Raw genomic sequence first — 23,843 nt, 5'->3', positions numbered from 1 at the left:
CAGGCGTTAGCCACCGGGCTGAGGATAGAGTCCCCCCTCGCCGATCAACACGGCCTTGCCGGCAATTTCGATGCTCACCTTGTCCTTGTCATCGCGCTGGGCGCGCGCATGGATCAGGCTAGACCGCCCCATCGCATCGCCCTGATGGATTCGCCAGTCGGCGCTCTTGCCCTTCATTTCTGTTCCTAGAAACCCTGCCAGTGCGGCCGCAGCGCTGCCCGTTGCCGGGTCCTCGACAAAGCTGCCCCCGTGACGGGAGAACATTCGCGCGTGAAGCGTGCCGGCGCCCTTCGCCTGTCTGGCTGCACTCACGTAAAAATAGACCTGCTCCACGCCGCTGGGCGAAACGTGAGAATGCCAGACACTCGAGGCCAGCTGAATGCCCGACAGGGCATCGACACTGGCCAACGGAACCAGGTGGAACGGCAGCCCGCAGGACGCCTGGACCGGATCACCCGCGATGTCATCCGGGGCGAGACCGGCAAGCTCGGCCGCGTTGGCTTGTCCCAGGGTACTGGTGCCAACCTCCGGGGCACGGGCAGTGCGAAAGCGCGCCAGATCGCCTTCATAGGTCACCTTCAGGGGCCCTGCGGCAAGGTCCAGCACCAGTTCGCTGTGGGCGTTATCCACCAGTCCCTGGGCCGCCAGCAGGTGCGCCGTGCCAATGCAGGGATGCCCGGCAAAGGGCAGCTCCCTGTCGGGGGTAAAGATGCGCAGCGGAAAGTGAGCGCCGGCCTGGGCCCGCCCGACGAACACCGTCTCGGCCAGGTTGAGTTCATTGGCGATCGCTTGCATGCGCTCCGCCTCAAGGCCATCGGCATCGAGAAATACCGCCAGGGGGTTTCCGGCGAAGGGCCGGTCGGTAAACACATCGAGCAGATAATAGCGGGTCAAGGACGGTAGCATCGGCGACTCCACGGGAAGCAGGTTGGACCAGCAACAGGCAACATTCACCCGGGCCAGGTAGCGCCTTCCAGCATACTGGCCTGGGCCGCTTTCTCGCCAGCACATGGCGCGCCACTTGTCTCTACGGCAAAGTCAGCGCCAGGCCACGGCAACGGGGGCTATCAGGGGTTCCGAGCTGACCCCAGACAGCTGAGAGGCTTATCGAGGCTGAACTGACTGTGCTCCGGCGTTACACTAGCGCCCGTTCCCACTGCCGAGGCCGCTGTGATGTCCCACCTGCTCTCCATCGATTCCCTGTCCCGCGACGATATCGACCACCTGATGCGGGTGGCGGCCACCATGGAACCCATTGCCCAGCGGCGCAAGGTCACCAGGGTTCTGGAAGGCGCGGTACTCGGCAACCTGTTCTTCGAGGCCAGCACCCGCACCCGCGTCAGCTTCCACACCGCCTTCTCGCGGCTTGGCGGTAGCGTCTGTGACACCACCGGCTTTACCTTCTCGTCCATGGCCAAGGGGGAATCGCTCTACGACACCAGCCGGGTGATGGCGGGCTATTGCGACGCGATCGTGATGCGTCACCCCGACCAGGGGTCCGTGGCCGAATTCGCCAGCGCCACCCATGTACCGGTGATCAACGCAGGCGACGGTCCCGGCGAGCACCCGAGCCAGGCGCTGCTGGACTTCTACACCATCGACAAGGAGTTCAACCGCCAGGGCAAGGCGCTGAAGGGCGCTCATGTGCTGATGACCGGCGACCTGAAGTTCGGCCGTACCGTGCATTCGCTGATCAAGCTGCTGGCACTATACGCACCGATGCGTATCACGCTGGTGGCGCCGCCCGGGCTGGAGATGCCGCAACATCTGATCGAGCGCGTCAGCCGTCAGGGGTTGGACGTGGAAGTGCGCGACAGCCTGGCGGGCGATTTCTCCGACGTCGATGTGGTCTACACCACTCGCATCCAGAAGGAGCGCTTCACCGCCGAGATGAGCGAAGGCTTCAACCTGTCGCGGGATTTCACCGTCCATCGCGCCTTCATGGACAGCCGCTGCAACCCCTCGACCATCATCATGCACCCACTGCCCCGTGACAGCCGGCCAGAAGCCAACGACCTGGACGTGGACCTCAACGGAGACCCGCGCCTGGCGATCTTCCGTCAGACCGACAACGGCATCCCGGTGCGTATGGCGATCTTCGCGACGCTGTTGAAGGTCGAGCATCTGATCGAGCGCGACATGCGCGATGTTCCCTGGTTCGTGCCAGCCACCGTCGGGGTCGATGACGCAGCGTTCTAGGCAGATCGTCCCGGGCCGCACTTATCCGGCGGGCGCCTGAAGGAAGCGCTAGGCGCCCGCCGCGCAGCACCCCGAGCCTATGCGGTATAGGTGACGAGTTCGAGCAGCGCGCAACGCAGCGCATCGTCGGCGCAGGCATCTATGCAGTGTTTCCGGAACTCCCGCCGTGGGCGTCAGTGCCTCGCGCCTTCTCGCCGGGCCTCCCCACGCGTCCGGGCAACGCTTCGACACCATCTCCATGGCCGCCCGTCGATGGCCAACAGCCCAAGGCCGATCAGCCCCAGGCCCGCCAGGTGGCGCCACTCCAGGCGCTCGTCCAGCACCCACATTCCCAGCAGAATGGCGCTGGCCGGGATCAGCAGCAGGTTCGTTGCCCCCGCACGCTCCAGCAGGCGAAAGTAGATCAGATATGCCAGGGCGGTCGAGAAGAGTGCCAGGCTGACCACCGCCGTCCACGTTGCCAGCCCCGGCCAGGGTGATTGCCAGAAACGCTCTACCCCCAAGGCCAAGGGCATCAGCACTAATGCCGAGGCCGTGACCTGGCCACAGGCGGCGATCAGGGGCGGACAGCCCAGGGTGCGAAAACGGCGCCCGAAGACCCCGGCAAAGGCATAGGACAGGGCGCCAGCCAGCACCGCAAGCGCTGCCCATGCGTGGCTCTCGGTACCCGCGTGAACCTCGCTGCCCAGCATATACACCACACCGGCAAAGCCGATCGCCACACCCAACAGCCGACCTGCGCTCAGGGGCTCGTCACGGGTAAGAAAGTGCGCCACGACGAGGGTAAAAAATGGCGTGGTGGCATTGAGAATCGACGCCAAGCCACTGGCAATAACCCCCTGTCCCCAGGCAATCAGGCTGAACGGCAGCATGTTGTTGAGCAACCCCATGGCAAAGAAGGCAGCCCACAGCCCTGGGTCCAGGGGCATGCGCTGGCCTCGCAGCAGTATCAGGACGTTCAGCGCCACAGCGGCCAGGCCCACTCGCAGGGCCACGATGGTGAGCGGCCCAAGTTCCGCGACGGCCACTCCCACGAAAAAGAATGAGCCACCCCACAATATCGACAAGCCCAGCAATAGCGCCCACTCCATGGGCCCCATGGTGCGATCGATCATCTTCATTACGCGACTCCGGTCGGGACACCCTGGCAGCCTATGTCGGTGAAGCGGCGAGGGAACTTCGTTTATTGCTGCGAAAGTCGAGATAACGTCGAGATAGCGTCGAGGTGGGGAATAGACAGAAACGAGATAGTGGTCACGCGACTCGACGCCACCTCAGAGGCCTTCCGTGCCTGGCGGTGGCTATCGGCGTGGTAGAGTGGCAGATGGGCGGGGCGGCACACGAGGTAACGGGCATGTCACGCCACCAGTGTGCAGGTGTTTTGAAAGCAAGAGGCGGAGTGTGTCAGGCGCCGTCGGGGCGCATCTTGTTCCCATGAAGATTGCCGCAGCCTCTGCAGGAGCCCGCCATGAACGAGATACCCGAAGATAGTCCGCAACGCTTCGCTTCCGATGAGGCCAGATGGGCCGCGGTACTGGCCCGCGACGTCGCCGCGGTGGATGCCTTCATCTACGCCGTGCGCACCACCGGAATCTATTGCCGCCCTACTTGCCCATCGCGCCGTCCGCGCCGAGAGAACGCCGAGTTTTATGCCGATGCGGCCGCCGCCGAGCAGGCCGGGTACCGGCCCTGTCAGCGCTGCCATCCCCTGGCCGCCTCCCTGCCCCAGCGGCACGCCCAGAGTGTCGCCAGGGCCTGTCGGCTGATACAGCACGCTGACACGCTGCCATCGCTTGATGAACTGGCCCAGGTGGCGGGGCTAAGTCGTTTCCACTTCCATCGGGTCTTCACTGCCGTCACCGGGCTGACGCCCAAGGCCTACGCGGCCGCTTGCCGCAGCGAACGGGTTCGCCAAGCGCTGACTCGGCAAGACACGGTCACCGACGCGATCTATGCGGCGGGCTTCAATTCCAGCGGACGCTTCTATGCCAGTGCCGAACGTATCCTGGGCATGGCCCCCAAGCGCTACCGTGAGGGCGGCAAGGGCATGGAGATTCAGTTCGCCCTGGGAGAATGCTCACTGGGCACGATACTGGTGGCGACCAGCGACAAGGGCATCTGTGCCATTTCCTTGGGGGACGATGCGGAACAGCTCTTGCAGGCGTTTCAGGAGCAGTTCGCGAACGCCAATCTGACCCCCGGCGACAAGCGCTTCGACGCCTGGGTGGCCAAGGTGGTGGCATTCGTCGAAGAGCCTGGTGTCGGACTGTCACTGCCGCTGGATATTCGCGGGACCGCCTTTCAGCAGCGGGTCTGGCAGGCGCTGACCGAGATTCCCCTTGGCAGCACCATCAGTTACGCCGAGTTGGCAGAGCGGATCGGCTCGCCCAAGGCGGTGCGAGCCGTGGCAAGGGCCTGCGCCTCCAACTCCCTCGCACTGGCGATTCCCTGCCACCGGGTCGTGCGCAGCGATGGAGCCCTGTCCGGCTACCGTTGGGGCGTAGACAGAAAGCGCACCCTGCTGATGCGAGAGTTGGCACAAGGAAAAGCCGCTAAGTGAACGGGAAATACGGGGCATAGAGATAGAGGAGGCCCCTCAGCGGCTGGGCAGGCCTTCCTCTTGGGCGAAGTAACCCTCCAGGATGAGGACGGCGGCGATGCCATCGACGCTCTCCTTGCGGAAATTCCCCCCATGTCCCTGCTCACGGGCGATGGCCTTGGCCTCCCGGGTGGTGCCGCGCTCGTCGAACATCTCGCACTCGACACCGTAGCGGCCAAACAGCCGCTTGCCGAATTTGCGCGCGCGGGTGCTCATCTCGCTCTCGCTGCCGTCCATGTTGAGCGGCAGCCCCACCACAAAGCGGTCGGGCTGCCACTCCTCCACCAGCGCGCTGATATGATCCCAGTCGGGAATGCCGTCCCGCGCCGGCAGCGGAGACAGCTCCCGAGCACTGCGCAAGAGCTCGTTGCCGACCGAGACACCAATACGGCGGGTGCCAAAGTCAAAGGCCAGGATCAGGCGCTCGCCCGGGGCGCGCTTGGAGCCGGCCATCAGCCGTGCCCGGCTTCACGGGTCATCAGGTTGAGGTCGACACCAAGGATGCCGGCACTGGCCGTCAAGCGCTGTTCCGGCGGCGTCTCGAACAGCACATGGGCGCTACCTTCCACGGTGAGCCAGGCATTCTCCATCAGCTCGTTCTCGAGCTGACCGGACTCCCAGCCAGCGCAGCCGAGGCATACCAGAAACTTCTCGGGGCCTTGGCCCTGGGCCAGTGCCTGGAGCATGTCCATGGACGTGGTCAGGGCGATGTCATCGGTGACCTGGATACTGGAGTCCCAAGGTTCGGCCGAGCCGGTATGCAGAATGAAGCCGCGATCCTTGTGAACCGGACCACCGTAATACACGGGGGCCTCGGCAATGGCGCCTTCCTCGACACTGATTTCCAGCTGCTCAAACAACGCTTCGAGGGTCAGGTCGGTGGGCTTGTTGACGATCACGCCCATGGTGCCGTTGTCATCGTGATCACACAGATAACTCAGCGTTCCTGCGAAATTCGGGTCTTCCAGATGCGGCATGGCCATCAGGAAATGATTCTTCAAGCTTTGCATGTGTCTCCCAGGCGGTCTCGCGCGCCATCCAGATGCATGGCCGGGGAAGGGCTGTCAGCCCATATGCCCCGGCAGAATGCCCCCATTGTACCATTCGGGGGCATCGCACTCAGTGACTATCGCGCTCAGCGACAGTGGGCCAGGCAAGCGTTGTCCGGCGCCACCCCGTGAGCCGAGTCAGCGCCCGGCGTGATGCGCAGCCACACGACGCTCGATGGCGTCCATCAGCAGTCCAGCGATGTCCGTGCCGCGCTGGTCATCAATCTCGCGCACGCAGGTGGGGCTGGTCACGTTGATCTCGGTGATGTAGTCACCGATCACATCCAGCCCAACGAACATCAGCCCCTTTTCCTTGATCACCGGTTTGACCTGCTCGACCAGCCAGTAGTCGCGGTCGGTGAGCTCGCGGCTGACCCCTCGGCCACCGGCGGCCAGATTGCCGCGGGTCTCGCCAGCGGAGGGGATACGGGCCAGACCGTAGGGTACGGGTTCGCCGTCCACCAGCAGGATGCGGGTATCACCGTCCTTGATCTCGGGCAGGAAGCGCTGGGCCATGATCTGGCGCTGGCCGCGTTCGGTCAGAGTCTCGATGACCGCGCCAAGATTGCGGCCTTCGGGGCCGATGTGGAAGATCCCGCTGCCACCCATGCCGTCCAGCGGCTTCAGGATGACGTCGCCGTGCTCGGCCTGGAAGGCGCGGATCTCGCTGTCGCGACAGGATACCAGGGTCGGTGTACAGCACTGCGGAAATTGCTGGGCGAACAGCTTTTCGTTGCACTCGAACAGCGGCCGAGTGGGGTTGACCACCAGCACGCCTTCGCGCTCGGCGAAGGCCAGCAGGTGCACGGCGTTGAGGAAGTGGCTATCCACCGGCGGATCCTTGCGCATCAGGATCACGTCAAGCTCGGCCAGGGGGAGTGACTCGGCCTCGCCCAGGTCGTACCAGTGGGTCGGATCACGGTGTACCTGGAGCGGGCGCTGCCGGGCATACGCCCGTCCTTCCCGCAGAAACAGGTCTTCCTGCTCCATGTAGGACAGGCTCCAGCCACGATCCTGAGCGGACCATAGCATGGCGAGGCTGGTGTCTTTCTTGTAGGTCAGCTGGTCGATGGGGTCCATCACCACGCCGACGCGAAGGGGGCGATTGGTCATTCGGGCGTCGTCCGCTAGCGGTTGATGACGTCAAGTATGCCCGACACCCCCGGCGCCACCAAGGTCAGTCACTGTCGGCAACCGAGCCCGATTCCCTGGGCGCCAGCCGCACGCCGCTGTCCTCGATGACGATCAGTCGGCGCTTGTAGAGCCTGCCGATCGCCTGCTTGTAGGCATTCTTGCTGACGCCCAGGCGTGCCTTGATCTCTGCAGCCTGGCTCTTGTCGGACAGGGGCAGATATCCCCCGGCATCTCGCAACGCCTTCAGTACCTGCTCCCCCACCACGTCCAGGCGGGCCTCGCCGGGAGGCAGCAACGACAGATCCAGCCGTCCATCCTCGCGCACGCGCTTGATGTAGCCCGTCAAGCGCTGGCCGCGACGCAGAGGGCGGCTGATCTCATCATGGTACAGAAGACCCCAGCAGCGGTGATCGACCACCGCCTTGACCCCGAGCTCGGTGGTATCGGCAATGATCAGCACCACCTGGTCACCGGTGCGGTGCTCGTCGCTATGATCGCTGAGGTAGCGCTCAAGCCGCTGAGAGGCCACCGGGCGACCGCTGTGGTCCTCGCTGACCTTGACCAGCACACGGCGCCCGACCGCGGGCGTCAGGCGCTGTTCGCTGCGGGGCAACAGCAGGTCACGCTCGTGCCCCCAATCGAGAAAGGCACCGAAGTCGGTGACCTGCACCACTCGCAGGTCGGCCACCTCACCCACCATCACCTTCGGCGCGCCGTGGCCCTGGCGGGTCCGTGAGGAGGAAGAACGGCTATTGCTGGAGCGCGGGGGCGCCCCGCGATGGCGGGAATCGGACATGGGGAAGGGTTCCGCAAAAGTGTGCAGCGCCTATTATGGCGACTACCGCGGGCACATGATACCGCCCGCGGCAGACCCTACGATCAGGCAACGTCAGCAATGACGCCCTTCAGTTCGGCCAGCGGGGACCCCGACGCCCCAGGCGCCGGCTGTTGGCCGACGTCTTGCGCCCCAGCGGCCGGATGGCTGCGGTCCATACCTGATCAGGGCTGTGGCCTTTCATCACGGCCCGCTGTGCGGCCAGGGCCGACTGGGTGAACGCCGTCATCTTCTCCGTGACCATGCGCACATCCTCGTTGGGCGCCACCGCCCACAGACCTCGCATACCCAGCAAGCGCATGCCCATGACCCACTGCGCTTCGACCATCATCTGGGTCATTTGCATGCCCATCAACCAATAGCCAAGGGGGGATCCCCACTGAGCGGACGACATTCCGGCAGGACGTCTTGCCATGGCGCGACTCCTTCATCATCGGGCAGAAGTACCCTTTGCAGGGTGGTTGGGTAGACGCTCTCCCTTACAAACTACCCGGTCCGGGCGCCCAGCGCTCCCCTTAATGACGGTGATGGACCTCATCTACAGCGACTGATGAGACAAGCTCAGTTCTCGCGCTTGCCATCCACCAGGCGGCTAACACCCAGGGGGTTGCCGTCCTTGAGCGCTTGCGGCAATAGGGCATCCGGCAGGTTCTGATAGCACACCGGGCGCAGGAAGCGGTGGATGGCCGCGCTGCCGACCGAGGTGGTGCGCGCGTCAGAGGTGGCCGGATAGGGGCCACCGTGGACCATAGCGTGGCATACCTCGACCCCGGTGGGCCAGCCGTTGGCCATCACCCGGCCGGCACGGCGCTCGAGGATGGGCAGCAAACCACGGGCCGCGTCGATGTCGCCGTCGTCCATCTGCAGGGTCGCGGTCAGCTGGCCCTCGAGGCCCTCGGCCAGTGCCTTGACCTCATCCAGGTCGACACACTCGACAACCAGTGAGGTCGAACCGAATACCTCGGCCTGCAGCGCCTCATCATTGAGAAAGTCGCTGGCCTTGGCCACGAACAGGCCGGCCTGACACTGGTTGGGTCCTTCACCCTCGGGGCCACGCGCCACTTCACGGGCCTTGTCGCTGCCGACCAGATTGTTGACGCCCTGGGTGTAAGCGTCATGAATACCCGGTGTCAGCATGGTCTGAGCGGAGGCACCCTTGACTGCTTCGGCGGCGGCCTCGACGAAGCCGTCCAGAGCCTCACCCTTGATCGCGATCACCAGCCCCGGGTTGGTGCAGAACTGGCCGGCCCCCATGGTCAGCGAGCCGATGAAGGCCTCACCCAGCGCCTTGCCACGGGCCTTGAGCGCCTCGGGCAGCAGGAACACCGGATTGATCGAGCTCATCTCGGCGTAGACGGGAATCGGCTCGGGGCGCGCCTGGGCGGTCTGCATCAGGGCGGTGCCACCGCTGCGAGAACCGGTGAAGCCCACCGCCTTGATCCGCGCATCGCTGACCAGGCCCTGGCCGACCTCGCGACCGGAGCCGAACAGCAGCGAGAACACGCCTTCCGGCAGTTCACAGCGGGCCACCGCCTTCTGCACCGCGCGGCCAACCAGTTCGGAGGTGCCGGGGTGGGCCGAGTGGGCCTTGACGATGACCGGGCAGCCGGCGGCCAGGGCCGAGGCGGTATCGCCGCCGGCCACCGAGAACGCCAGCGGGAAGTTGGAGGCGCCGAACACCGCCACCGGACCCAGGGCGATATGGCGCTGGCGCAGGTCGACCCGCGGCATCGGTTCACGGTTCGGCAAGGCGGGGTCGTGGCGCACGTCGAGCCATTCGCCGGCACGCACGACGGAGGCGAACAGCCTGAGCTGGCCGCAGGTGCGTCCGCGCTCGCCGGTCAGACGTGCCTGGGGCAGGCCGGACTCGGCCATGGCCCGCTCGATCAGGGCGTCACCGAGCGCCTCGATCTCGTCGGCGATGGTCTCGAGAAAGGTCGCCCGGGCCTCGAGGCCGGTCTCGCGGTAGCGATCGAAGGCCGCCCAGGCCAGTTCGCAGGCGCGCTCGACCTCGGCCCTGGAACCCGCCTTGTAGCCAGGTTCGAGGGTCTCGCCGGTCGCCGGATTGACGGCGTGGATGGACTCGCCCCTGGCCTCGACGGCCTGGCTGCCGATCAGCTGCTTGCCTTCCAATGAATACATAAAAACTCCTTGCAAACTTGCCTTAAAGCGACTCGATTACCGGTGCTGAAGCTGACACACGCTTCAGCACATTGCTCAGCGGGCGCGTGGTGATATCACACTCGATACGCATTTCATCACCATCTTCAAGGGCAATATCATCACCGAAACTCAGTACAGCGGCGCCAAAAAAGTGAATGTGCAACTGGTTCGGCTGACAAAAAGTTGCATACTTGAAATGGTGGTATTCAAGGTTACTCACCGAGTGACACATGTGCTTTTCACCGCTCATGAAGGGGCGATGCCAAAGCGGTTCGCCATCCCGATGCAAGGACACATTCCCCTTGATCTCATCGGGGAGTTCGCCAACGAATATCTCGGGACCGATGCTGCAATCGCGCAGTTTTGAATGCGCCAGATACAGATAGTTCTGTTTTTCCGTCACATGATCGGAAAATTCGTTGGCCAGGGAAAAGCCGACTCTGAAGATGCGGCCTTGGTCGTTGACGATGTAGATCCCGGCAAGCTCGGCTTCTTCCCCACCATCCAGGGCGAAGTCCGGCATCGTGATCTCTGCAAAAGGAGCACGAAGCGTATGACCCGTGCCCTTGTAGAACCATTCAGGCTGCGCGCCGACCTCGCCTGCGGCAGGCTTCCCTCTAGCGACGCCCAGGTCAAACATGCGCTGAGTGTCGGTGGGCTGTGCCGTCTTCGCCTCGACGTTCTCGCCTTCGTGCATCTGGCTACGCGGAGCGGCGCTGCCAAGATGGGTCAGGCCGGTCCCGGTCAACAGCAGGTTGGCAGGCTCGGGGTGGGTGATCGGTGCGCGAAGACGGCCATCAGCAATAGCCTTGTCGTAGGACAGGGTGGCATCCGTGCGAAATTCGGGCAGCACCGCTTCCAGCTTACGCTGCTGGTTCGCCGCATGGAGCGCAATGGTGTAGAGAGGCTGTGCCAGCAGCTCAAGTTCATCGCCGTTGACGATGGCCGCAACGATCTCATTACTATCGTTTACCACTTGTACAATATGCATAAAAATCCGCCTTGTTAATTAATAAACGCAAGGGACAAACCAGGAATATAAGTAATCACCAGCAGCGCAAGCAGCAGCACCAGGAAGAAGGGAAGCGAGGACCTCAGGAATTGCAAGGTATTCAGCCTGGCGATGTTACAGCTCACGAACATCAGCACCCCGAGAGGCGGAGTGATCTGTCCGATCAAGAGATTGAACAGCATGATGACGCCGAAATGAACGAGACTGATATCCAGAGCATTCAACAGCGGAATCAAGATCGGAACGAGCACAATGATTACGGCAATGGTTTCCATGAACATGCCGACAACCAGCAACGCAAGGTTAAGCAGCAACAGCACCATCAACGGATCTTCCGTCAGCCCAGTAATCCATGTAACCACTTCCTGTGGTGCCTGCAGAATGCTCAGCGACCATGCCAAGGGAGCCGAGGCAGCGATAATAATCAGAATGGAAGCAGCTTCACGCGATGTCGAGACAAGCAGCCCGCCCATATCCTTCCAGCTTAAAGTCTTGTAGACAAACTTACCGACGAAGAAAGAATATGCGACAGCGACGGCGGCAACTTCGGTAACCGTAAAGATCCCCATGCGAAAGCCGACGATGATCAGCACGGGCATAAGCAGCGCCCATACCGACTTCTTGAAGTAACTGGCCACACGAGAACGCTGGAATCCTTCATCCTTCGGATATTGCTTAACGATGCTGATACCGGTGATGAGAAGGGTCAGCAGCAGAGCGATCAGCAGACCTGGCAAGATACCTGCAATGAACAGATCGCCGATGGAGATATTGGCCTGCCAACCGTACACCACCATCAGGATTGAAGGCGGAATGATGGGCGACAAGGTGGCAGAAGAGGCGGTCAGTGCAACCGAGAATCCCCGATCGTAGCCATTGCGCTCCATCTGCGGGACCATGACCCGCGTGGTGGCTGCACAGTCGGCAAGAGAAGACCCGGAAATGCCCGCCATCAAGACGCTGGAGAGAACGTTGACGTGGGCGAGACCGCCTCTCAGGTGACCTACCAGCGACCGTGTAAAGTCAAAAAGCCGTTCGCTGATGCCACTCTTGTTCATGATCCCGCCGGCGAGCATGAACAGCGGTATTGCCAACAGAGGAAAGGACTCGACCCCGGAAGAAACCCGCTGCGCCAGAACATTCAGCGGAATGTCGAGAGAAAGAATGGACACGACAGAGGCGCCGAGCATCGCCAAGGCGATCGGCATACCCAAGAGAATCAGGGAAAAAAGTATAGCGAGTATAATAATCAACATTTCACACCTATACATTTTCCATGTCGGTTTCGAATGCATTGAAAGAGCATTCGATCACGGTGTTCACCATTAAATGAAAAACGCTAAATACAAAGAATATCGGCATAGCATAAGCGAACCAGGCAAGCGAGATCCCCAGAATAGGCGACGTACTACTGGCAACCGTCTGGCAGTACTCGTATCCGAGGAACGCCATGGCTCCAAGAATCACGATGGAAAGGAGTAGAACCAGCGTATGTACAACACTCCTGACGCTTCTCGGCATCGCAGACACCACTGAATCGACGGTAATATGCTGCTTTTCAGCAAAAGCCACACTGGTTCCAACAAATGTCAGCCAGACGATCAATAGCTTCGACACACTCTCGCTCCAGACAAAGGGAGCCCCCAGAATGTATCGAAATGCCACCCCCAGTGTGAGAAGCAGCGCCATCACACCAAGGATCACACCGATGGACACCTTCTCGGTCGCAAGCAGACCGCTGTTCACTTTCACGAGAAAACTAGTCATGTATCACCATAGGCCAAACGCCGCCTTGCCCAGCACGATAGCTCTGCGAGGCAAGGCGTTAGGTAGCCGTAGTTAGTTGCGATAGGTTTCAATCGCGGACATGACGCGACGATAGTCTTCTTCACCCCAGCGATCGACCAGGTTCTCCCTGGCTTGTACTGCGGCTTCCTCGAAGGAGGCACGGTCGATATCTTCGATCACATTGATCTCACCGCCAGCACGAAGCTCTTCTAGCATCGAGTCCTCACGCCCGGTCTGCAGCTCGTAGTTCTCCTGGGCAAGCTCCTGCACCACCTCACGGAGAATATCCTGATGGCTTTCCGACAATGACTCGAACTTCTGCGCGTTCATCAGGACAACCTGGCTCTGCAGCATGTGCCGGCTCATGACCAGTTGATCCTGAACCTCATAGAACTTGCGGGAATAGATGGTGGGAATCGGATTTTCCTGACCATCGACAGTCCCCTGCTGGAGCGCCAGATAGACCTCGCTGAACGGAATCGGGGTGGGTGAGGCATCAAAGGCTTTTACCATCTCGACCCATGCCGGCGACTCGGGCACGCGCACTTTGAGACCCTTCATATCCTCGACGCTATGCACCTCATCACCGTTGAAGGTGAGGTTGCGCCAGCCCCAGTACCAAGTCTTTGCCAGAGGTACCAGATTATGCTGCTCCTTCAGCTCGTCGAAGATCGGCTGATAGGCCTCCCCTTCGAGGATATGCCTTGCTTCTTCCCAGCTCTGGAAGATAAACGGCGCGTTTGAAATCTCCATGGCGGGAAGAAGAGTACTGGCTCCAGAGTATCCTGGTACAACAATGTCGATGGAACCATTCTTGGACTGCTGGAGTAGCTGTACTTCAGAGCCCAACTGCTCACTCGGGAAGACTTGAACCTTCAGCTCGCCATCGGTCCTTTGTTCTACCCGCTCGCCCAGCTCACCAAGCAATTCATAGCTAGCTTCACCAGGATTAAAAGTGTGGCCAAGTCGCAGCGTGGTGGCGGCGTGCGCGGTACCAGCGGCAAACACCAAGGCACCTGTTGAAAGCGTAAAGGTTGCAGCGGTCAATAATGCTTTTGTTTGTCTCATCGAGTCACCTGTTGTCGCTGTTTTTTATCGTCCCTGGTGAGGGCGTCCGGGCAGCATGCGGAGCCAAAGCTAAAGCAAATGCATATTGCGCGCAATGATCATTTTGTGAGACTATAGTCTAATCGTCACGTTTGCCAAAGCTGATAGGCTTTCCGCCAGTTTGTGATTTCTCTTCTAGAGGCCGTCCATGCAGCTAATTAACAACACGCCTGCTGTCATTCGTTTGCATCCCCAGGACAATGTAGGCGTCGCCACTCGTTCCCTGCCGAAAGGCATGCCGATTGACGACGATTCAAACCTGTCCTTGCAGAATATTGACGCGGGTCACAAGGTTGCTTTGAAGGCAATCGCTGCTGGCGACAGCATCACCAAGTATGGCCAGGTCATCGGCAACGCCAGCCATGATATTGCGCAAGGTGAGCATGTGCATACGCACAATGTTTCGATGCTAGAACGGACCACTTCTCTGGACGGATTCTCGCCGGCAGTGATGACCAACGCTGACGAGAGTAAGCGGCATTTCAATGGTTATCTGCGCTCGGATGGCCAGACAGGAACCAGGAACTATATCGGGATCCTCTCCACGGTAAACTGCTCTGCAACGGTCGCAAAAATGGCCGCAGAACAGCTTAACTCGTCCGGAGACCTCGAAGCCCTGGGCTATGACGGGGTCGTTCCGGTAACACATGGCTCCGGCTGTGCCATGAATACTGAAACAGAAGGCTTCGCCTTTCTGGAGCGCGTCATTGCAGGCTATGCAAGACACCCAAACTTCGCCTTCGTCCTGATCATTGGTCTCGGCTGCGAGACGAATCAGGTCAAGCAACTGGTGGAGAAATCGGGATTGACCGATACATCCCGTCTCTACTACTTCAATATCCAAGATGTTGGCGGCACCAGGGCAAGCATCAAGTTGGCACGCGACAAGATCCTGGATATGGCCCAGAGCCACCCAAGAGCCGAGCGCCAACCCAGTCCTCTCAGCAACCTTACCGTCGCGCTTCAGTGCGGCGGTTCAGACGGCTACTCGGGCATTACCGCGAACCCGGCCCTTGGGCATGCCGCAGACCTCATCGTCAAGCACGGCGGGAGCGTGATCCTCAGCGAAACACCCGAGATCTATGGCGCCGAGCACCTGCTTCTGGATCGAGCCATCAGCAAGGACGTGGCGAGCAAGCTGCTGGATCGCATTGCCTGGTGGAAGCATTACACAGAGATCAATGGCGCCGAGTTGAATAACAACCCATCTCCCGGGAACAAGGCTGGTGGTCTGTCAACGATCCTGGAAAAATCGCTGGGTGCCGTCGCCAAGGGCGGGTCGACCAGTCTCAACGACGTACTCGAGTATGCACAACCGCGCACGCAGCCAGGGTTCAATTTCATGGACAGCCCAGGCTACGACCCGGTATCGGTGACAGGACAGATCGCATCCGGGTCCAATATGGTGTGCTTCACGACGGGACGGGGTTCGGTGTCAGGCTACAAGCCCGCACCATCCATCAAACTCGCGACCAATACCGCCATGTATGAACGCATGGCCGAAGACATGGATATCAACTGTGGTGTTATCGCTGATGGCATGGCGAGTGTCGAAGAGGTCGGCGAGATGATCTTTGAGCGTATTATCGCGGTCGCATCCGGCGAATCCAGCGCTAGCGAAACCCTGGGGTATGGCAACAATGAGTTCGTCCCGTGGATGGTGGGCGCCGTGACCTAGCTCGCATCCTTGACTGTAACGGCTATGGGCCACAGACACCCGCGCAACCAAAGCTTACCGCGGGTGTCCCTTGCGTCACGCACCGCTACGCAGCAGCACGGGGATGCACCTCGAGTCGATGCTGTCTTATGTGCTAGCCGGGTAGGGTATTTCGGGTCCCAGCTGGCCCAAGGCTAAATGCGTCGAGTACCGCCTGTCCGAAGAGGAAACGACCAGCCTGCAAGACCCGGTGCTGAGTCATCAACCTTACTTCGCTTTGCTTCAGCGCCTTTGCCGCTAGCGGTAGTCAAGCCGGAGTACAATGATGTGAGCCAAGCGATTAGAGTTTCTTGAAGGACAATCCCTTTATTGACGCTATCGCCATCTCATCGTGGCAGGCGCCAGGCGGATAGACCACTACAACAAGAGCTGAAAAGAATATTTGCGACACGCTATTGGAGAGTCGAGATGGGTACGCTAAAGGATCAGCTCTACCACATATTAACCGAGAGCATGGAAAGCGGTAGCCTCGAAAAGGGGCTCGTTCTGCTCGAAAGCAATATTTCCGAGCTTTTCAAGATTAGTCGCTCCCCTGTGCGACAGACGCTGGAGCGGCTTCACAAAGAAGGAAAGATCAGCCGCTTTGATGGCAGAGGATACCTAGTGGGGAGTCAGCCTGCCGACGTCATCAGACGCCCACTTACCGAAAAGGACTTCGCACAGTCCAGTGGAAAGATGGCGGTTCGGCGGACTGACTCCTGGCGAAAATTTGCTGAAGAGATCGAACGCGATATCGTTCTCTGCTCCATGGTGGGTCGAATGGAGCTAAATGAACTAAAACTGGCAAAATTTCTCGATGTTAGCCGAACCACGACACAAAAAATTCTACTTCACCTTCAGTCGCTGGGTGTCGTCGACAACAACAAGTACAGTAGCTGGACGGTAGTACCACTGGATGATGTCCGTCTTCATCAGCTATACGAGGCTCGACAACAGCTTGAGCCTTTCATGATCGCCCAGGCCTGCGCAAGACTGCCTGATGCCGATATCAAACGCTACATTGACCGCCTCGATAGTGCAGAGAGTCAATACCCCAACATCCGGGGGGAGCTTCTCGACGAGCTGGAAAACGATCTTCATCAACATGCCATAGTAGCGGGAGGTAACGATGAGATCGTTACCATGCTTCAACGTACCCGCCCCATACTGTTGATCAGCAAGCATCTTCTTGGTAGCAAGATCGATTTTCCTCAGAACGATCCCTTCTTTGATGAGCATCGCGAGGTATTCAGTTTGATGCTTTCACGAAAATCTTCTCAGGCACGCGACGCCTTGTTCAGACATCTCATTGCCTCGGAATCAAAAGTTCAGCATCGACTGGAGCAGTTTCGTGATAATCCGGAAGTCGAAATCCCGGAGTATCTACGGAGCCCTTGAGACTCATAAGTCAACGTTTTCATCATATCTTCGATTAAAAAAAGCATGCTCGCCACATACCTGTAGCCTGTCACTATCAGCATCCATCTGTCAGGTATGTGGAACAGCATTCTTACAAGGATTATTTGCCACTTACTTCATAGATTGTCATCAAGATCTGGTCGTCATGCGTTAAGCATGGTCGACATAAGGCTAGTGAATAAACGATGATCAATCCTAGGAAATGGCTGTCGTGTATTGGTCAACAGTAGCCGCTGAATAGCCAGAGTCGACCTTATTTTATCTATCTTCATAGTAGCCCAACGCCCCCATCAAAGACCCAAGCATTGCAACAATATGTTACTGAAAGATCGTATTCCTGTGAGTGCCGCACAACACTCGATTACAGCGATTTTTTCATTTGATCGATCCCATCGCCTCCAGCCTTTTCTCTAGGCATCCTTAGGCTCACTACACGCTATTTTTCCAATCAAGACTAAACTAAAGTCTAAAAAACGTTCATTGCATGCAATAAACACAGCGTGCTAGATTCGTTATTCCCTACAATCCATAATTAGACGATCCAGGCATGCCAATGAAAGCCATAATCAACACAAAAAACGCCAAAACTGTCACCGCAGCACTGATCTTCGCAGCATCCAGTTCTGCCTTCGCCGCCTACCCTGAAAAGCCCATCACCATCATCGTTCCCTGGGCTGCCGGTGGAGGCACGGACGCCACCGCCCGGACCATTGCCACCGCACTCGAAGAAGAGCTTGGCCAGACGGTCAACGTCGTCAACCGCACCGGCGGCAGCGGTGTCGTAGGTCATAGCGCCATGGCCACGGCTCGCCCCGATGGCTACACCCTGGGCCTGGTGACTGGCGAGCTCAACATGATGCACTGGCAGGGACTGACCAACCTGACCTACGAGGACTACACCCCCATCGGGCAAATCAACTTCGACTACCCGGGGATCCAGGTCCGCTCAGATGCTCCCTACGAATCTCTGGAAGACCTGGTAGCGGCGATCCGGGAAGAACCCCAGGGAACCTTCCAGGCATCCGGTACCGGGCTGGGGGGCGTCTGGCACCTGGCCTTCGCCGGTTTCCTGATGGATCAAGGTATGGAAGCTGACCGCGTCACCTGGATTCCCAGTCAAGGCGCCGCACCGGCCATGACCGAGCTTGCCGCCGGCGGCCTGGAGATCGTTCCAAGCTCTGTTCCTGAAGCGCGTTCGATGATCGAAGCAGGGCGTGCCAAGAGCCTGGGCGTGATGGGGCCGGAGCGCATCGAGAGTTTCCCGGACGTTCCCACTATCCAGGAGGCGATCGGCAGCGACTATCTTGTCGGCGAATGGCGCGGTATTGCTGGGCCAAAGGGCATGGACCCCGAGGTAGTCGCAACCCTGGAGACCGCACTGGAAGCAGCCTACAACAGCGATACCTATCAGGACTTCATGTCCCAGCAAGGGTTCGGCACGGAGTGGCGTAACGCGGAAGATTTCGGCCAGCTGATGGTCGAGATGGACGCTGTCTACGGTGAGATCATCGAGAACGTCGGCCTGGGCAAGTAAGGATTGTTAGATGAGAGATTTCATCTTGGGGCTAGCCTTCATGTTGTCTGGCTGCATCGTCATCTATGTAGCCCGACAGTACCCGACGATGGCTAGCCTGCAATTTGGGCCATCTCTGTTTCCCTCCCTCATTGGGGGAGGGTTTCTTATAGGTGGTTTGTTCCTGTCGGCAAAGCAGGTTCCCGTTTTAAAGGCGCAGTATGCCGCCAATGCTGCGGAAAGGGACAGACTGCTTCAAATCCGGCCGCTCTTGGCGTCACTTCTGCCCTGCGTGATGATTGTCTTTTATATTATCACCAGCGAATTCCTGGGCGCAGCGGTTAGCCTCGCCATTGGTATTTTCGCCCTGATGCTTTTCCGGAAGGCATCACTTCTTCTTTCCTTGGTCGTGTCTATCCTCGCCTCGCTAATCATCTATTTTATTTTCTCCACCTACCTACTGATTCCCCTTCCCGAAGGGTTGATGAGATTCTGGGGATAAGTCATGGATACCATTCTTCTAGGGTTACAACTAGTCTTCAATGTCGAGACCTTGCTCGTCATTTTAGCTGCTTCCGTCTTTGGTGTTTTCGTCGGAGCCGTGCCAGGTCTTACCGCTACCATGGCGGTAGCATTACTGGTGCCGATCACCTTTTACATGGATCCGGTCCCGGCGATCGCAGCGATCGTGACCACATCTGCCATGGCGATATTCTCCGGCGACATACCCGCCACCTATTTGAATATTCCTGGCACGCCATCATCTGCGGCCTATGTAGGTGATTCCCACCTTCTGGCACGGTCCGGACGGGCCAGGGAGACCCTTGGCGTCAACCTGGTTTGCTCGGTATTTGGTGGAATTTTCGGCACCATCATTCTAGTTTTCGTGTCTCCTTCGCTAGCTGAGGTCGCTCTTCAGTTCAGTTCATTTGAATATTTCTGGCTGGCCTTGCTGGGATTGAGCTGCTCGATATTTATCGCTATTGGCTCCAGGGTAAAAGCCTTCCTGTCATTGATGATCGGTCTTCTCTTGTCCACTGTCGGGCTGGACATGATGAGTGGTGCTCCCCGCTTTACCTTCGGCATCCCGGATCTTATGGCCGGAATCAACTTCATACCGGTCATGATCGGCATGTTCGCGCTCAACGAGTTGATGCTGTTCTATGGATCACGTGGTGATGGTAAGGCCATGCCGTCGCTTTCCAAGGATAGTGTCTTCACCCAGGTTCCAGGCCACCTGAAGGCCTACTGGCCCAACATGTTTCGCGGAGGGTCGATCGGCACCCTGATCGGGGCGCTCCCCGGCGCCGGAGCCGATATAGCCGCCTGGATTTCCTACGCCGTCGGCAAAGGTCGCTCGAAGCAAAAAGACGCATACGGAACAGGCCATATTGAAGGCATTGTCGATGCCAGCTCGGCGAACAACTCGGGCATCAGCGGCGCCTGGGTGCCGGCTTTGGTGTTCGGCATACCCGGAGACTCCATCACGGCTATCGTCATCGGGGTGCTGTATATGAAAGGCATGAACCCCGGACCGACTATTTTCATGGATGGCAGTGGGTTGATCTATGCACTATTTGTCGTTTTTTTCCTGGCTAACCTGGTGATGCTTCCTATTGGCTATGCCGCAATAAGGTCTGCAAAAGTATTTATCCTCACGCCAAGGAAGGTACTTATGCCGATTATTCTTTGCTTCTGCATCGTTGGCGCATTTTCGATCAATAATTCGATTACTGATGTATGGATCATGCTTATTATCGGCGCGGTGGCATCAATCCTGGCGAGATGCGATTTCCCAATGGCGCCCGCCATCCTGGGGCTGGTGTTAGGCACCACCCTGGAAAACAACTTCATGAGCTCCATGCTCAAGAGTAATGGTGACCTGCTGGCCTTCTTTTCACGCCCGATCAGCGCAGGGCTGGGCGCCCTCGTCATTCTGCTGTGGCTGTCACCATTGCTGACCGTGGCCTACAAGAAGTTCAAGAACGCCAACTCCAACAAGGCACAGGAATTATCATGAGACGCTATACGACACCGTGGTTGGAAGATGTCCTGGTGACACTTTTCAGAGAAGCCGGCGCATCCGAAGAGGTCAGCCGAACGACCAGCGCCATCCTTATCGAGGGGGACCTGCTGGGACACCATACCCACGGCGTGAAACTGGCCAACGGCTATCTAAAGGACTTGAAGTCCGGCCATGCGCGTGGTGATGCGTCACTGCTGGAATCCCGTCAGATCAGCCCTGTGGCGGCGGCCTACGACGGGCACTATATCCTCGGACCTTACCTGGTGCAGAAGGCGCTTGAGCAAAGTGCAGATGCGGCCAGGGCGTCGGGGATCGGTATTGTCAGCATCAAACGGTCCCACCACATTGCCTGCCTGGCCTCCTATCTGAAGCCCTTTATCGACCAGGGGCTGATGCCAATCATCATGACGTCTGACCCGGCGGTAAAGTCGGTAGCACCATACGGGGGGCTCGACCCCGTCTACACACCGAACCCGATCGCCATGGGTATCCCGAGCCGGGTCCAGCCGATCATGCTCGATGTCAGCATGTCCACCGTCACCAACGGCAGCGTGGCCAAGGCCAGGGCCGAAGGCTCACGACTCGCTCATCCGGTCATTCTCAGCAACCAGGGGAGTGTCAGCGATAATCCCGCTGACTACTTCACGGATCCTCAGGGCAGCATTCTCCCGCTTGGGGGGAGTGAATTTGGCCATAAGGGCTTTGCCATGGGATTGATGGTCGAGGCACTGACCTCGGCCCTTGGCGGTTTCGGACGCAAGGACGACCCAAGCGGATGGGGGGCCTCGGTGACCGTCATAGTGATCGATCCGGAGCTATTTGCGGGGAGCAGTGATTTTCTCGACGAAACCGACCACCTGGTGGAAGCCTGTCTGCACGCCAAGCCCATTGACCCCGAACGTCCTGTGCGACTGCCTGGCCAATCGGGACTCAGGCGTCGCACCGAGTTTCTCGATCAAGGCATCCCGCTCCCCGACGAAGTGGTCGCAGAGCTTCGCAGCGCCATCGACAACTCGTCACTGAAAGGAACACTTGACGCCTGAGCCATCGAGGCTCGCTACAAAGCTGCGCGAGATGCAACTGAACGGAGCTTTGCCGCCAAACGAAAAAGGCCCGACGCCTCGAAATAGAGGCCGGGCCTTTCACAGGGTGCGGATCAGGGTGCCGGATCAAGGCAGTCGAGAGAGCGCAGTACGCTCGACAATAGTGAGCGCTCACATATCCCCAAACCTCGATTGAAGCAGGGTCAATGCCACCACTGGGGCGGTTTCGGTACGCAGGATGCGTGGTCCCAGCGTGAGGGCAGCGAACCCCTTGGCGCTCGCTGCCTCAACCTCGGTGAGGGACAGGCCGCCTTCCGGGCCGATCAGCACACAGGCGCGGTCGACGGCGTCAACGCGATCGAGGACCCCAGGCGTACCGGGGTGCAGCACCAGTTTCAGCGGCTCATCGCGCTGGCCAAGCCAGTGCTCCAGTGTCTGAGGCTCATGTACCGGGGGCACCGTGGCCCGCCCGCACTGCTCACAGGCACTGACCGCCACGGCTTGCCAATGCGCCAGCTTCTTGGCCTCGCGCTCCCCCTTCAGACGCACATCACCGTGCTCGGTGTACAACGGCGTGATCGCCGCTGCTCCAAGCTCGACCGCCTTCTGGATGGCATAGTCCATCCGATCCCCCTTGGAGATCGCCTGGCCAAGGTGAACCGACAGGGGCGACTCGCCGCTACCGTCTCTAACCTCACGTATGTGAACGCTTACTTTCTTTCGGTCGGCCTCAGCGATGCTGGCGCAAGCCTCCTGGCCTTGGCCATCGAACAGCACCAGCGAATCGCCTGGCTTGAGCCGCAGTACGCGCCCCACATGTCGCGCGGCTCCTTCGGGCAGAACGACGTCGCCGCCAGCGACAAGCGCGGCGGCGACGTGAATGCGGGGGCCCCGGAAGGCGATATCGCTCATCAGTGAGCGGTCGGCGCCTGTTCGCCCTGAGCCGCACCTTGCTGCTCGGCTTCGCGACGCTTCTTCTGGGCGTACAGTGCTTCGAAGTTGACCGGCGCCAGCATCAGCGGCGGGAAACCACCGCGGTTGACCAGGCTGTCAACACACTCGCGAGCATACGGGAACAGCACATTGGGGCAGAAAGCACCCAGGGTGTGGTCCAGCTGGTCGCCTTCGATACCCGTGATGCGGAACAGGCCAGCCTGCTCGATCTCGGCGAGGAAGCAGGTGGTGCCGCTCTCGCTGTGGGTCACCTGGGCGGTCACCTTGATCACCACCTCGTACAGACCCTCGCTGACCTTGGCGCTGCGCGTATCCAGGTCAAGTCCGACCTTCGGCTTGAACGGCTGGCCAAAGACGCCTGGGGAGTTGGGCGCTTCGAAGGAGATGTCCTTCACGTAGATGCGCTGCAGAGAAAACTGCACCTGCGGCTTTTCCTGATCCTGCTGACCGGCGGCCTGGGCACCGGCGTTCTGGTTGTTGTCATCTGCCATGGTAAAAATCCTTGAAACGGGTAATCAGAAATCAGTGCGGGCGATCATTTCTTGACGATGGGCAGGTTATCGGTCTGCCACTGGGTCATGCCACCCTTGAGCTTGAACACACGCTCGAAACCGGCTTTTTTCAGCTTGGCCGCTACGGCGCCAGAGCTCTGGCCATGCTTGCACACCACTACGATGGGCGATGACTTGACCTTGTCGAGCTCGTTAAGGCGATTGTCGAGGTTGCTCTGGGGGATATTGCGCGCACCGGCAATATGCCCTGCCTTGAAGTCGTTCTTGTCGCGCACGTCGAGGATCACGGCGTCCTCGCGGTTGACCATCTGAGTGGCCTCACTGGTCGTGACGCCACCGGCATTGGCATTGCGCAGCTCATACAGCAGCCAGGCCGTCAGCACGGCCAGGAAGGCCGCCACCAGCAGCGGATGGTTCTGCACAAATTCGAACAGCTGATCGATCATGGGCTCGGCTAACTCTTGTCGGATGCAAAGATGGTGAAGGCCTGGGGCGCAGGATCAAGGCGCGGGGTCAGACACCACCTGCGAAGCGCTCGATCACCGCCAGGGAAGCACGCCAGCATAGCCTGCGTCTCCCCTGACCGCCGCGGGGCGGCCAGTATACACGACTCAGCGCTGATGCCTCGCGGTCAGTGCCCCCTCGGGGCAATGACGCTTGACGCCAGCGTGCGATATGATGCCGCAAGGAAGTTCGTGTCGCGAGCCCGTTCGCCTACGCCATAAGCCCGTCAGCGACGTTTGGCATGCCATGCTGCACGCTTCCCGCAACGCCAGGCACCAGCGTTAATTCAC

General features: G+C 59.6%; 23 protein-coding genes. 8 read left to right on the top strand and 15 right to left on the bottom strand.

Annotated elements, in window-relative coordinates:
- Positions 1 to 6 precede the first annotated feature (6 nt).
- Positions 7 to 906, bottom strand: a complete 900-nt coding sequence (locus JF545_RS11475) for a PhzF family phenazine biosynthesis protein (protein ID WP_206942161.1) — start codon at positions 904 to 906, stop codon at positions 7 to 9.
- A gap of 264 nt (positions 907 to 1,170) precedes the next feature.
- On the opposite strand from JF545_RS11475, the gene pyrB reads away from it, so the two are divergent.
- The gene (pyrB, locus tag JF545_RS11470; protein WP_206942159.1) at positions 1,171 to 2,199 is read left to right on the top strand and encodes an aspartate carbamoyltransferase; all 1,029 of its coding nucleotides are present in this window, start codon (positions 1,171 to 1,173) and stop codon (positions 2,197 to 2,199) included.
- A gap of 173 nt (positions 2,200 to 2,372) precedes the next feature.
- On the opposite strand, the gene JF545_RS11465 is transcribed toward pyrB, so the two are convergent.
- Positions 2,373 to 3,320 (bottom strand): DMT family transporter, encoded by a 948-nt coding sequence (locus tag JF545_RS11465; protein WP_206942157.1) that lies wholly within the window; start codon positions 3,318 to 3,320, stop codon positions 2,373 to 2,375.
- 347 nt (positions 3,321 to 3,667) lie between these two features.
- Between JF545_RS11465 and ada the strand changes: the two genes are divergently transcribed.
- Positions 3,668 to 4,759 (top strand): bifunctional DNA-binding transcriptional regulator/O6-methylguanine-DNA methyltransferase Ada, encoded by a 1,092-nt coding sequence (gene ada, locus JF545_RS11460; protein ID WP_206942155.1) that lies wholly within the window; start codon positions 3,668 to 3,670, stop codon positions 4,757 to 4,759.
- A 36-nt stretch (positions 4,760 to 4,795) separates the two neighbouring features.
- Here the strand turns inward: ada and ruvX are convergent, their stop codons facing one another.
- The 10 genes from ruvX to JF545_RS11410 form a co-directional block, all read right to left on the bottom strand.
- On the bottom strand, positions 4,796 to 5,251 hold the full coding sequence (gene ruvX, locus JF545_RS11455) for a Holliday junction resolvase RuvX (protein WP_206942154.1): 456 nt from the start codon (positions 5,249 to 5,251) through the stop codon (positions 4,796 to 4,798).
- Complete coding sequence (locus JF545_RS11450; RefSeq protein ID WP_206942153.1) at positions 5,251 to 5,808, bottom strand: YqgE/AlgH family protein; 558 nt, start codon at positions 5,806 to 5,808, stop codon at positions 5,251 to 5,253. The genes ruvX and JF545_RS11450 overlap by 1 nt, the downstream gene beginning before the upstream one ends.
- A 177-nt stretch (positions 5,809 to 5,985) precedes the next feature.
- Positions 5,986 to 6,960, bottom strand: a complete 975-nt coding sequence (gene gshB / locus JF545_RS11445) for a glutathione synthase (RefSeq protein WP_206942152.1) — start codon at positions 6,958 to 6,960, stop codon at positions 5,986 to 5,988.
- Between the two features lie 64 nt (positions 6,961 to 7,024).
- Positions 7,025 to 7,777 carry a CvfB family protein gene (locus JF545_RS11440; RefSeq protein WP_206942151.1) on the bottom strand — a complete coding sequence of 251 codons (753 nt, stop codon included), beginning with the start codon at positions 7,775 to 7,777 and terminating at the stop codon, positions 7,025 to 7,027.
- Positions 7,778 to 7,886: 109 nt separating this feature from the next.
- The gene (locus tag JF545_RS11435) at positions 7,887 to 8,231 is read right to left on the bottom strand and encodes a hypothetical protein (RefSeq protein WP_206942150.1); all 345 of its coding nucleotides are present in this window, start codon (positions 8,229 to 8,231) and stop codon (positions 7,887 to 7,889) included.
- Positions 8,232 to 8,377: 146 nt separating this feature from the next.
- A complete protein-coding gene (locus JF545_RS11430; RefSeq protein ID WP_206942149.1) occupies positions 8,378 to 9,958 on the bottom strand; it encodes an aldehyde dehydrogenase (NADP(+)) in 1,581 nt (526 codons plus the stop codon).
- Between the two features lie 22 nt (positions 9,959 to 9,980).
- The gene (gene araD1, locus JF545_RS11425) at positions 9,981 to 10,970 is read right to left on the bottom strand and encodes an AraD1 family protein (protein WP_206942148.1); all 990 of its coding nucleotides are present in this window, start codon (positions 10,968 to 10,970) and stop codon (positions 9,981 to 9,983) included.
- A 14-nt stretch (positions 10,971 to 10,984) separates the two neighbouring features.
- Positions 10,985 to 12,247: a TRAP transporter large permease gene (locus tag JF545_RS11420; protein WP_206942147.1), complete on the bottom strand. Its 1,263-nt coding sequence runs from the start codon at positions 12,245 to 12,247 to the stop codon at positions 10,985 to 10,987.
- Positions 12,248 to 12,254: 7 nt separating this feature from the next.
- Complete coding sequence (locus JF545_RS11415) at positions 12,255 to 12,758, bottom strand: TRAP transporter small permease (RefSeq protein WP_206942146.1); 504 nt, start codon at positions 12,756 to 12,758, stop codon at positions 12,255 to 12,257.
- 72 nt (positions 12,759 to 12,830) lie between these two features.
- On the bottom strand, positions 12,831 to 13,847 hold the full coding sequence (locus JF545_RS11410) for a TRAP transporter substrate-binding protein (RefSeq protein ID WP_206942143.1): 1,017 nt from the start codon (positions 13,845 to 13,847) through the stop codon (positions 12,831 to 12,833).
- Positions 13,848 to 14,034: 187 nt separating this feature from the next.
- Here JF545_RS11410 and JF545_RS11405 point away from each other — a divergent pair, with 187 nt between their 5' ends.
- The 6 genes from JF545_RS11405 to JF545_RS11380 all read left to right on the top strand — a co-directional run bounded on the left by JF545_RS11405 (position 14,035) and on the right by JF545_RS11380 (position 21,583).
- The gene (locus JF545_RS11405) at positions 14,035 to 15,564 is read left to right on the top strand and encodes a UxaA family hydrolase (protein WP_206942141.1); all 1,530 of its coding nucleotides are present in this window, start codon (positions 14,035 to 14,037) and stop codon (positions 15,562 to 15,564) included.
- Between the two features lie 447 nt (positions 15,565 to 16,011).
- Entirely contained in the window at positions 16,012 to 16,980 is a 969-nt protein-coding gene (locus tag JF545_RS11400; protein ID WP_206942140.1) for a GntR family transcriptional regulator, read from the top strand.
- Between the two features lie 574 nt (positions 16,981 to 17,554).
- Entirely contained in the window at positions 17,555 to 18,535 is a 981-nt protein-coding gene (locus JF545_RS11395) for a tripartite tricarboxylate transporter substrate binding protein (protein ID WP_206942139.1), read from the top strand.
- Between the two features lie 10 nt (positions 18,536 to 18,545).
- Positions 18,546 to 19,016 carry a tripartite tricarboxylate transporter TctB family protein gene (locus JF545_RS11390; protein ID WP_206942138.1) on the top strand — a complete coding sequence of 157 codons (471 nt, stop codon included), beginning with the start codon at positions 18,546 to 18,548 and terminating at the stop codon, positions 19,014 to 19,016.
- A 3-nt stretch (positions 19,017 to 19,019) separates the two neighbouring features.
- Positions 19,020 to 20,534, top strand: coding sequence for a tripartite tricarboxylate transporter permease (locus JF545_RS11385; protein ID WP_206942137.1), 1,515 nt, complete (start codon positions 19,020 to 19,022; stop codon positions 20,532 to 20,534).
- Positions 20,531 to 21,583, top strand: a complete 1,053-nt coding sequence (locus tag JF545_RS11380) for an Ldh family oxidoreductase (RefSeq protein ID WP_206942136.1) — start codon at positions 20,531 to 20,533, stop codon at positions 21,581 to 21,583. Before JF545_RS11385 ends, JF545_RS11380 begins: the two co-directional genes overlap by 4 nt.
- A gap of 171 nt (positions 21,584 to 21,754) precedes the next feature.
- Here the strand turns inward: JF545_RS11380 and JF545_RS11375 are convergent, their stop codons facing one another.
- From JF545_RS11375 to JF545_RS11365, 3 genes are read right to left on the bottom strand one after another with little or no spacing between them, the layout of a single operon-like run.
- A complete protein-coding gene (locus JF545_RS11375) occupies positions 21,755 to 22,495 on the bottom strand; it encodes a 16S rRNA (uracil(1498)-N(3))-methyltransferase (protein WP_206942135.1) in 741 nt (246 codons plus the stop codon).
- Positions 22,495 to 23,028 (bottom strand): protein-export chaperone SecB, encoded by a 534-nt coding sequence (secB, locus tag JF545_RS11370; protein WP_206942134.1) that lies wholly within the window; start codon positions 23,026 to 23,028, stop codon positions 22,495 to 22,497. Before secB ends, JF545_RS11375 begins: the two co-directional genes overlap by 1 nt.
- A 44-nt stretch (positions 23,029 to 23,072) precedes the next feature.
- The gene (locus JF545_RS11365) at positions 23,073 to 23,495 is read right to left on the bottom strand and encodes a rhodanese-like domain-containing protein (RefSeq protein WP_206942132.1); all 423 of its coding nucleotides are present in this window, start codon (positions 23,493 to 23,495) and stop codon (positions 23,073 to 23,075) included.
- Positions 23,496 to 23,843: the final 348 nt, after the last annotated feature.

This window comes from Halomonas litopenaei, from assembly GCF_017303055.1.
Classification (GTDB): Bacteria; Pseudomonadota; Gammaproteobacteria; order Pseudomonadales; family Halomonadaceae; genus Halomonas; species Halomonas litopenaei_A.
Note: the sequence above shows the minus strand (reverse complement) of the source record. Positions and strands in the feature narration are given on the sequence as shown.

What these genes read in the sequence shown, in the direction of transcription:
- gshB (WP_206942152.1), bottom strand. Translation starts at nt 6,960, where the DNA reads ATGACCAATCGCCCCCTTCGCGTCGGCGTGGTGATGGACCCCATCGAC.
- JF545_RS11440 (WP_206942151.1), bottom strand. Translation starts at nt 7,777, where the DNA reads ATGTCCGATTCCCGCCATCGCGGGGCGCCCCCGCGCTCCAGCAATAGC.
- JF545_RS11390 (WP_206942138.1), top strand. Translation starts at nt 18,546, where the DNA reads ATGAGAGATTTCATCTTGGGGCTAGCCTTCATGTTGTCTGGCTGCATC.
- ada (WP_206942155.1), top strand. Translation starts at nt 3,668, where the DNA reads ATGAACGAGATACCCGAAGATAGTCCGCAACGCTTCGCTTCCGATGAG.
- JF545_RS11450 (WP_206942153.1), bottom strand. Translation starts at nt 5,808, where the DNA reads ATGCAAAGCTTGAAGAATCATTTCCTGATGGCCATGCCGCATCTGGAA.
- JF545_RS11395 (WP_206942139.1), top strand. Translation starts at nt 17,555, where the DNA reads ATGAAAGCCATAATCAACACAAAAAACGCCAAAACTGTCACCGCAGCA.
- JF545_RS11375 (WP_206942135.1), bottom strand. Translation starts at nt 22,495, where the DNA reads ATGAGCGATATCGCCTTCCGGGGCCCCCGCATTCACGTCGCCGCCGCG.
- JF545_RS11405 (WP_206942141.1), top strand. Translation starts at nt 14,035, where the DNA reads ATGCAGCTAATTAACAACACGCCTGCTGTCATTCGTTTGCATCCCCAG.
- JF545_RS11435 (WP_206942150.1), bottom strand. Translation starts at nt 8,231, where the DNA reads ATGGCAAGACGTCCTGCCGGAATGTCGTCCGCTCAGTGGGGATCCCCC.
- JF545_RS11380 (WP_206942136.1), top strand. Translation starts at nt 20,531, where the DNA reads ATGAGACGCTATACGACACCGTGGTTGGAAGATGTCCTGGTGACACTT.
- ruvX (WP_206942154.1), bottom strand. Translation starts at nt 5,251, where the DNA reads ATGGCCGGCTCCAAGCGCGCCCCGGGCGAGCGCCTGATCCTGGCCTTT.
- secB (WP_206942134.1), bottom strand. Translation starts at nt 23,028, where the DNA reads ATGGCAGATGACAACAACCAGAACGCCGGTGCCCAGGCCGCCGGTCAG.
- JF545_RS11365 (WP_206942132.1), bottom strand. Translation starts at nt 23,495, where the DNA reads ATGATCGATCAGCTGTTCGAATTTGTGCAGAACCATCCGCTGCTGGTG.
- JF545_RS11415 (WP_206942146.1), bottom strand. Translation starts at nt 12,758, where the DNA reads ATGACTAGTTTTCTCGTGAAAGTGAACAGCGGTCTGCTTGCGACCGAG.
- JF545_RS11420 (WP_206942147.1), bottom strand. Translation starts at nt 12,247, where the DNA reads ATGTTGATTATTATACTCGCTATACTTTTTTCCCTGATTCTCTTGGGT.
- JF545_RS11385 (WP_206942137.1), top strand. Translation starts at nt 19,020, where the DNA reads ATGGATACCATTCTTCTAGGGTTACAACTAGTCTTCAATGTCGAGACC.
- JF545_RS11430 (WP_206942149.1), bottom strand. Translation starts at nt 9,958, where the DNA reads ATGTATTCATTGGAAGGCAAGCAGCTGATCGGCAGCCAGGCCGTCGAG.
- araD1 (WP_206942148.1), bottom strand. Translation starts at nt 10,970, where the DNA reads ATGCATATTGTACAAGTGGTAAACGATAGTAATGAGATCGTTGCGGCC.
- JF545_RS11400 (WP_206942140.1), top strand. Translation starts at nt 16,012, where the DNA reads ATGGGTACGCTAAAGGATCAGCTCTACCACATATTAACCGAGAGCATG.
- JF545_RS11465 (WP_206942157.1), bottom strand. Translation starts at nt 3,320, where the DNA reads ATGAAGATGATCGATCGCACCATGGGGCCCATGGAGTGGGCGCTATTG.
- JF545_RS11410 (WP_206942143.1), bottom strand. Translation starts at nt 13,847, where the DNA reads ATGAGACAAACAAAAGCATTATTGACCGCTGCAACCTTTACGCTTTCA.
- JF545_RS11475 (WP_206942161.1), bottom strand. Translation starts at nt 906, where the DNA reads ATGCTACCGTCCTTGACCCGCTATTATCTGCTCGATGTGTTTACCGAC.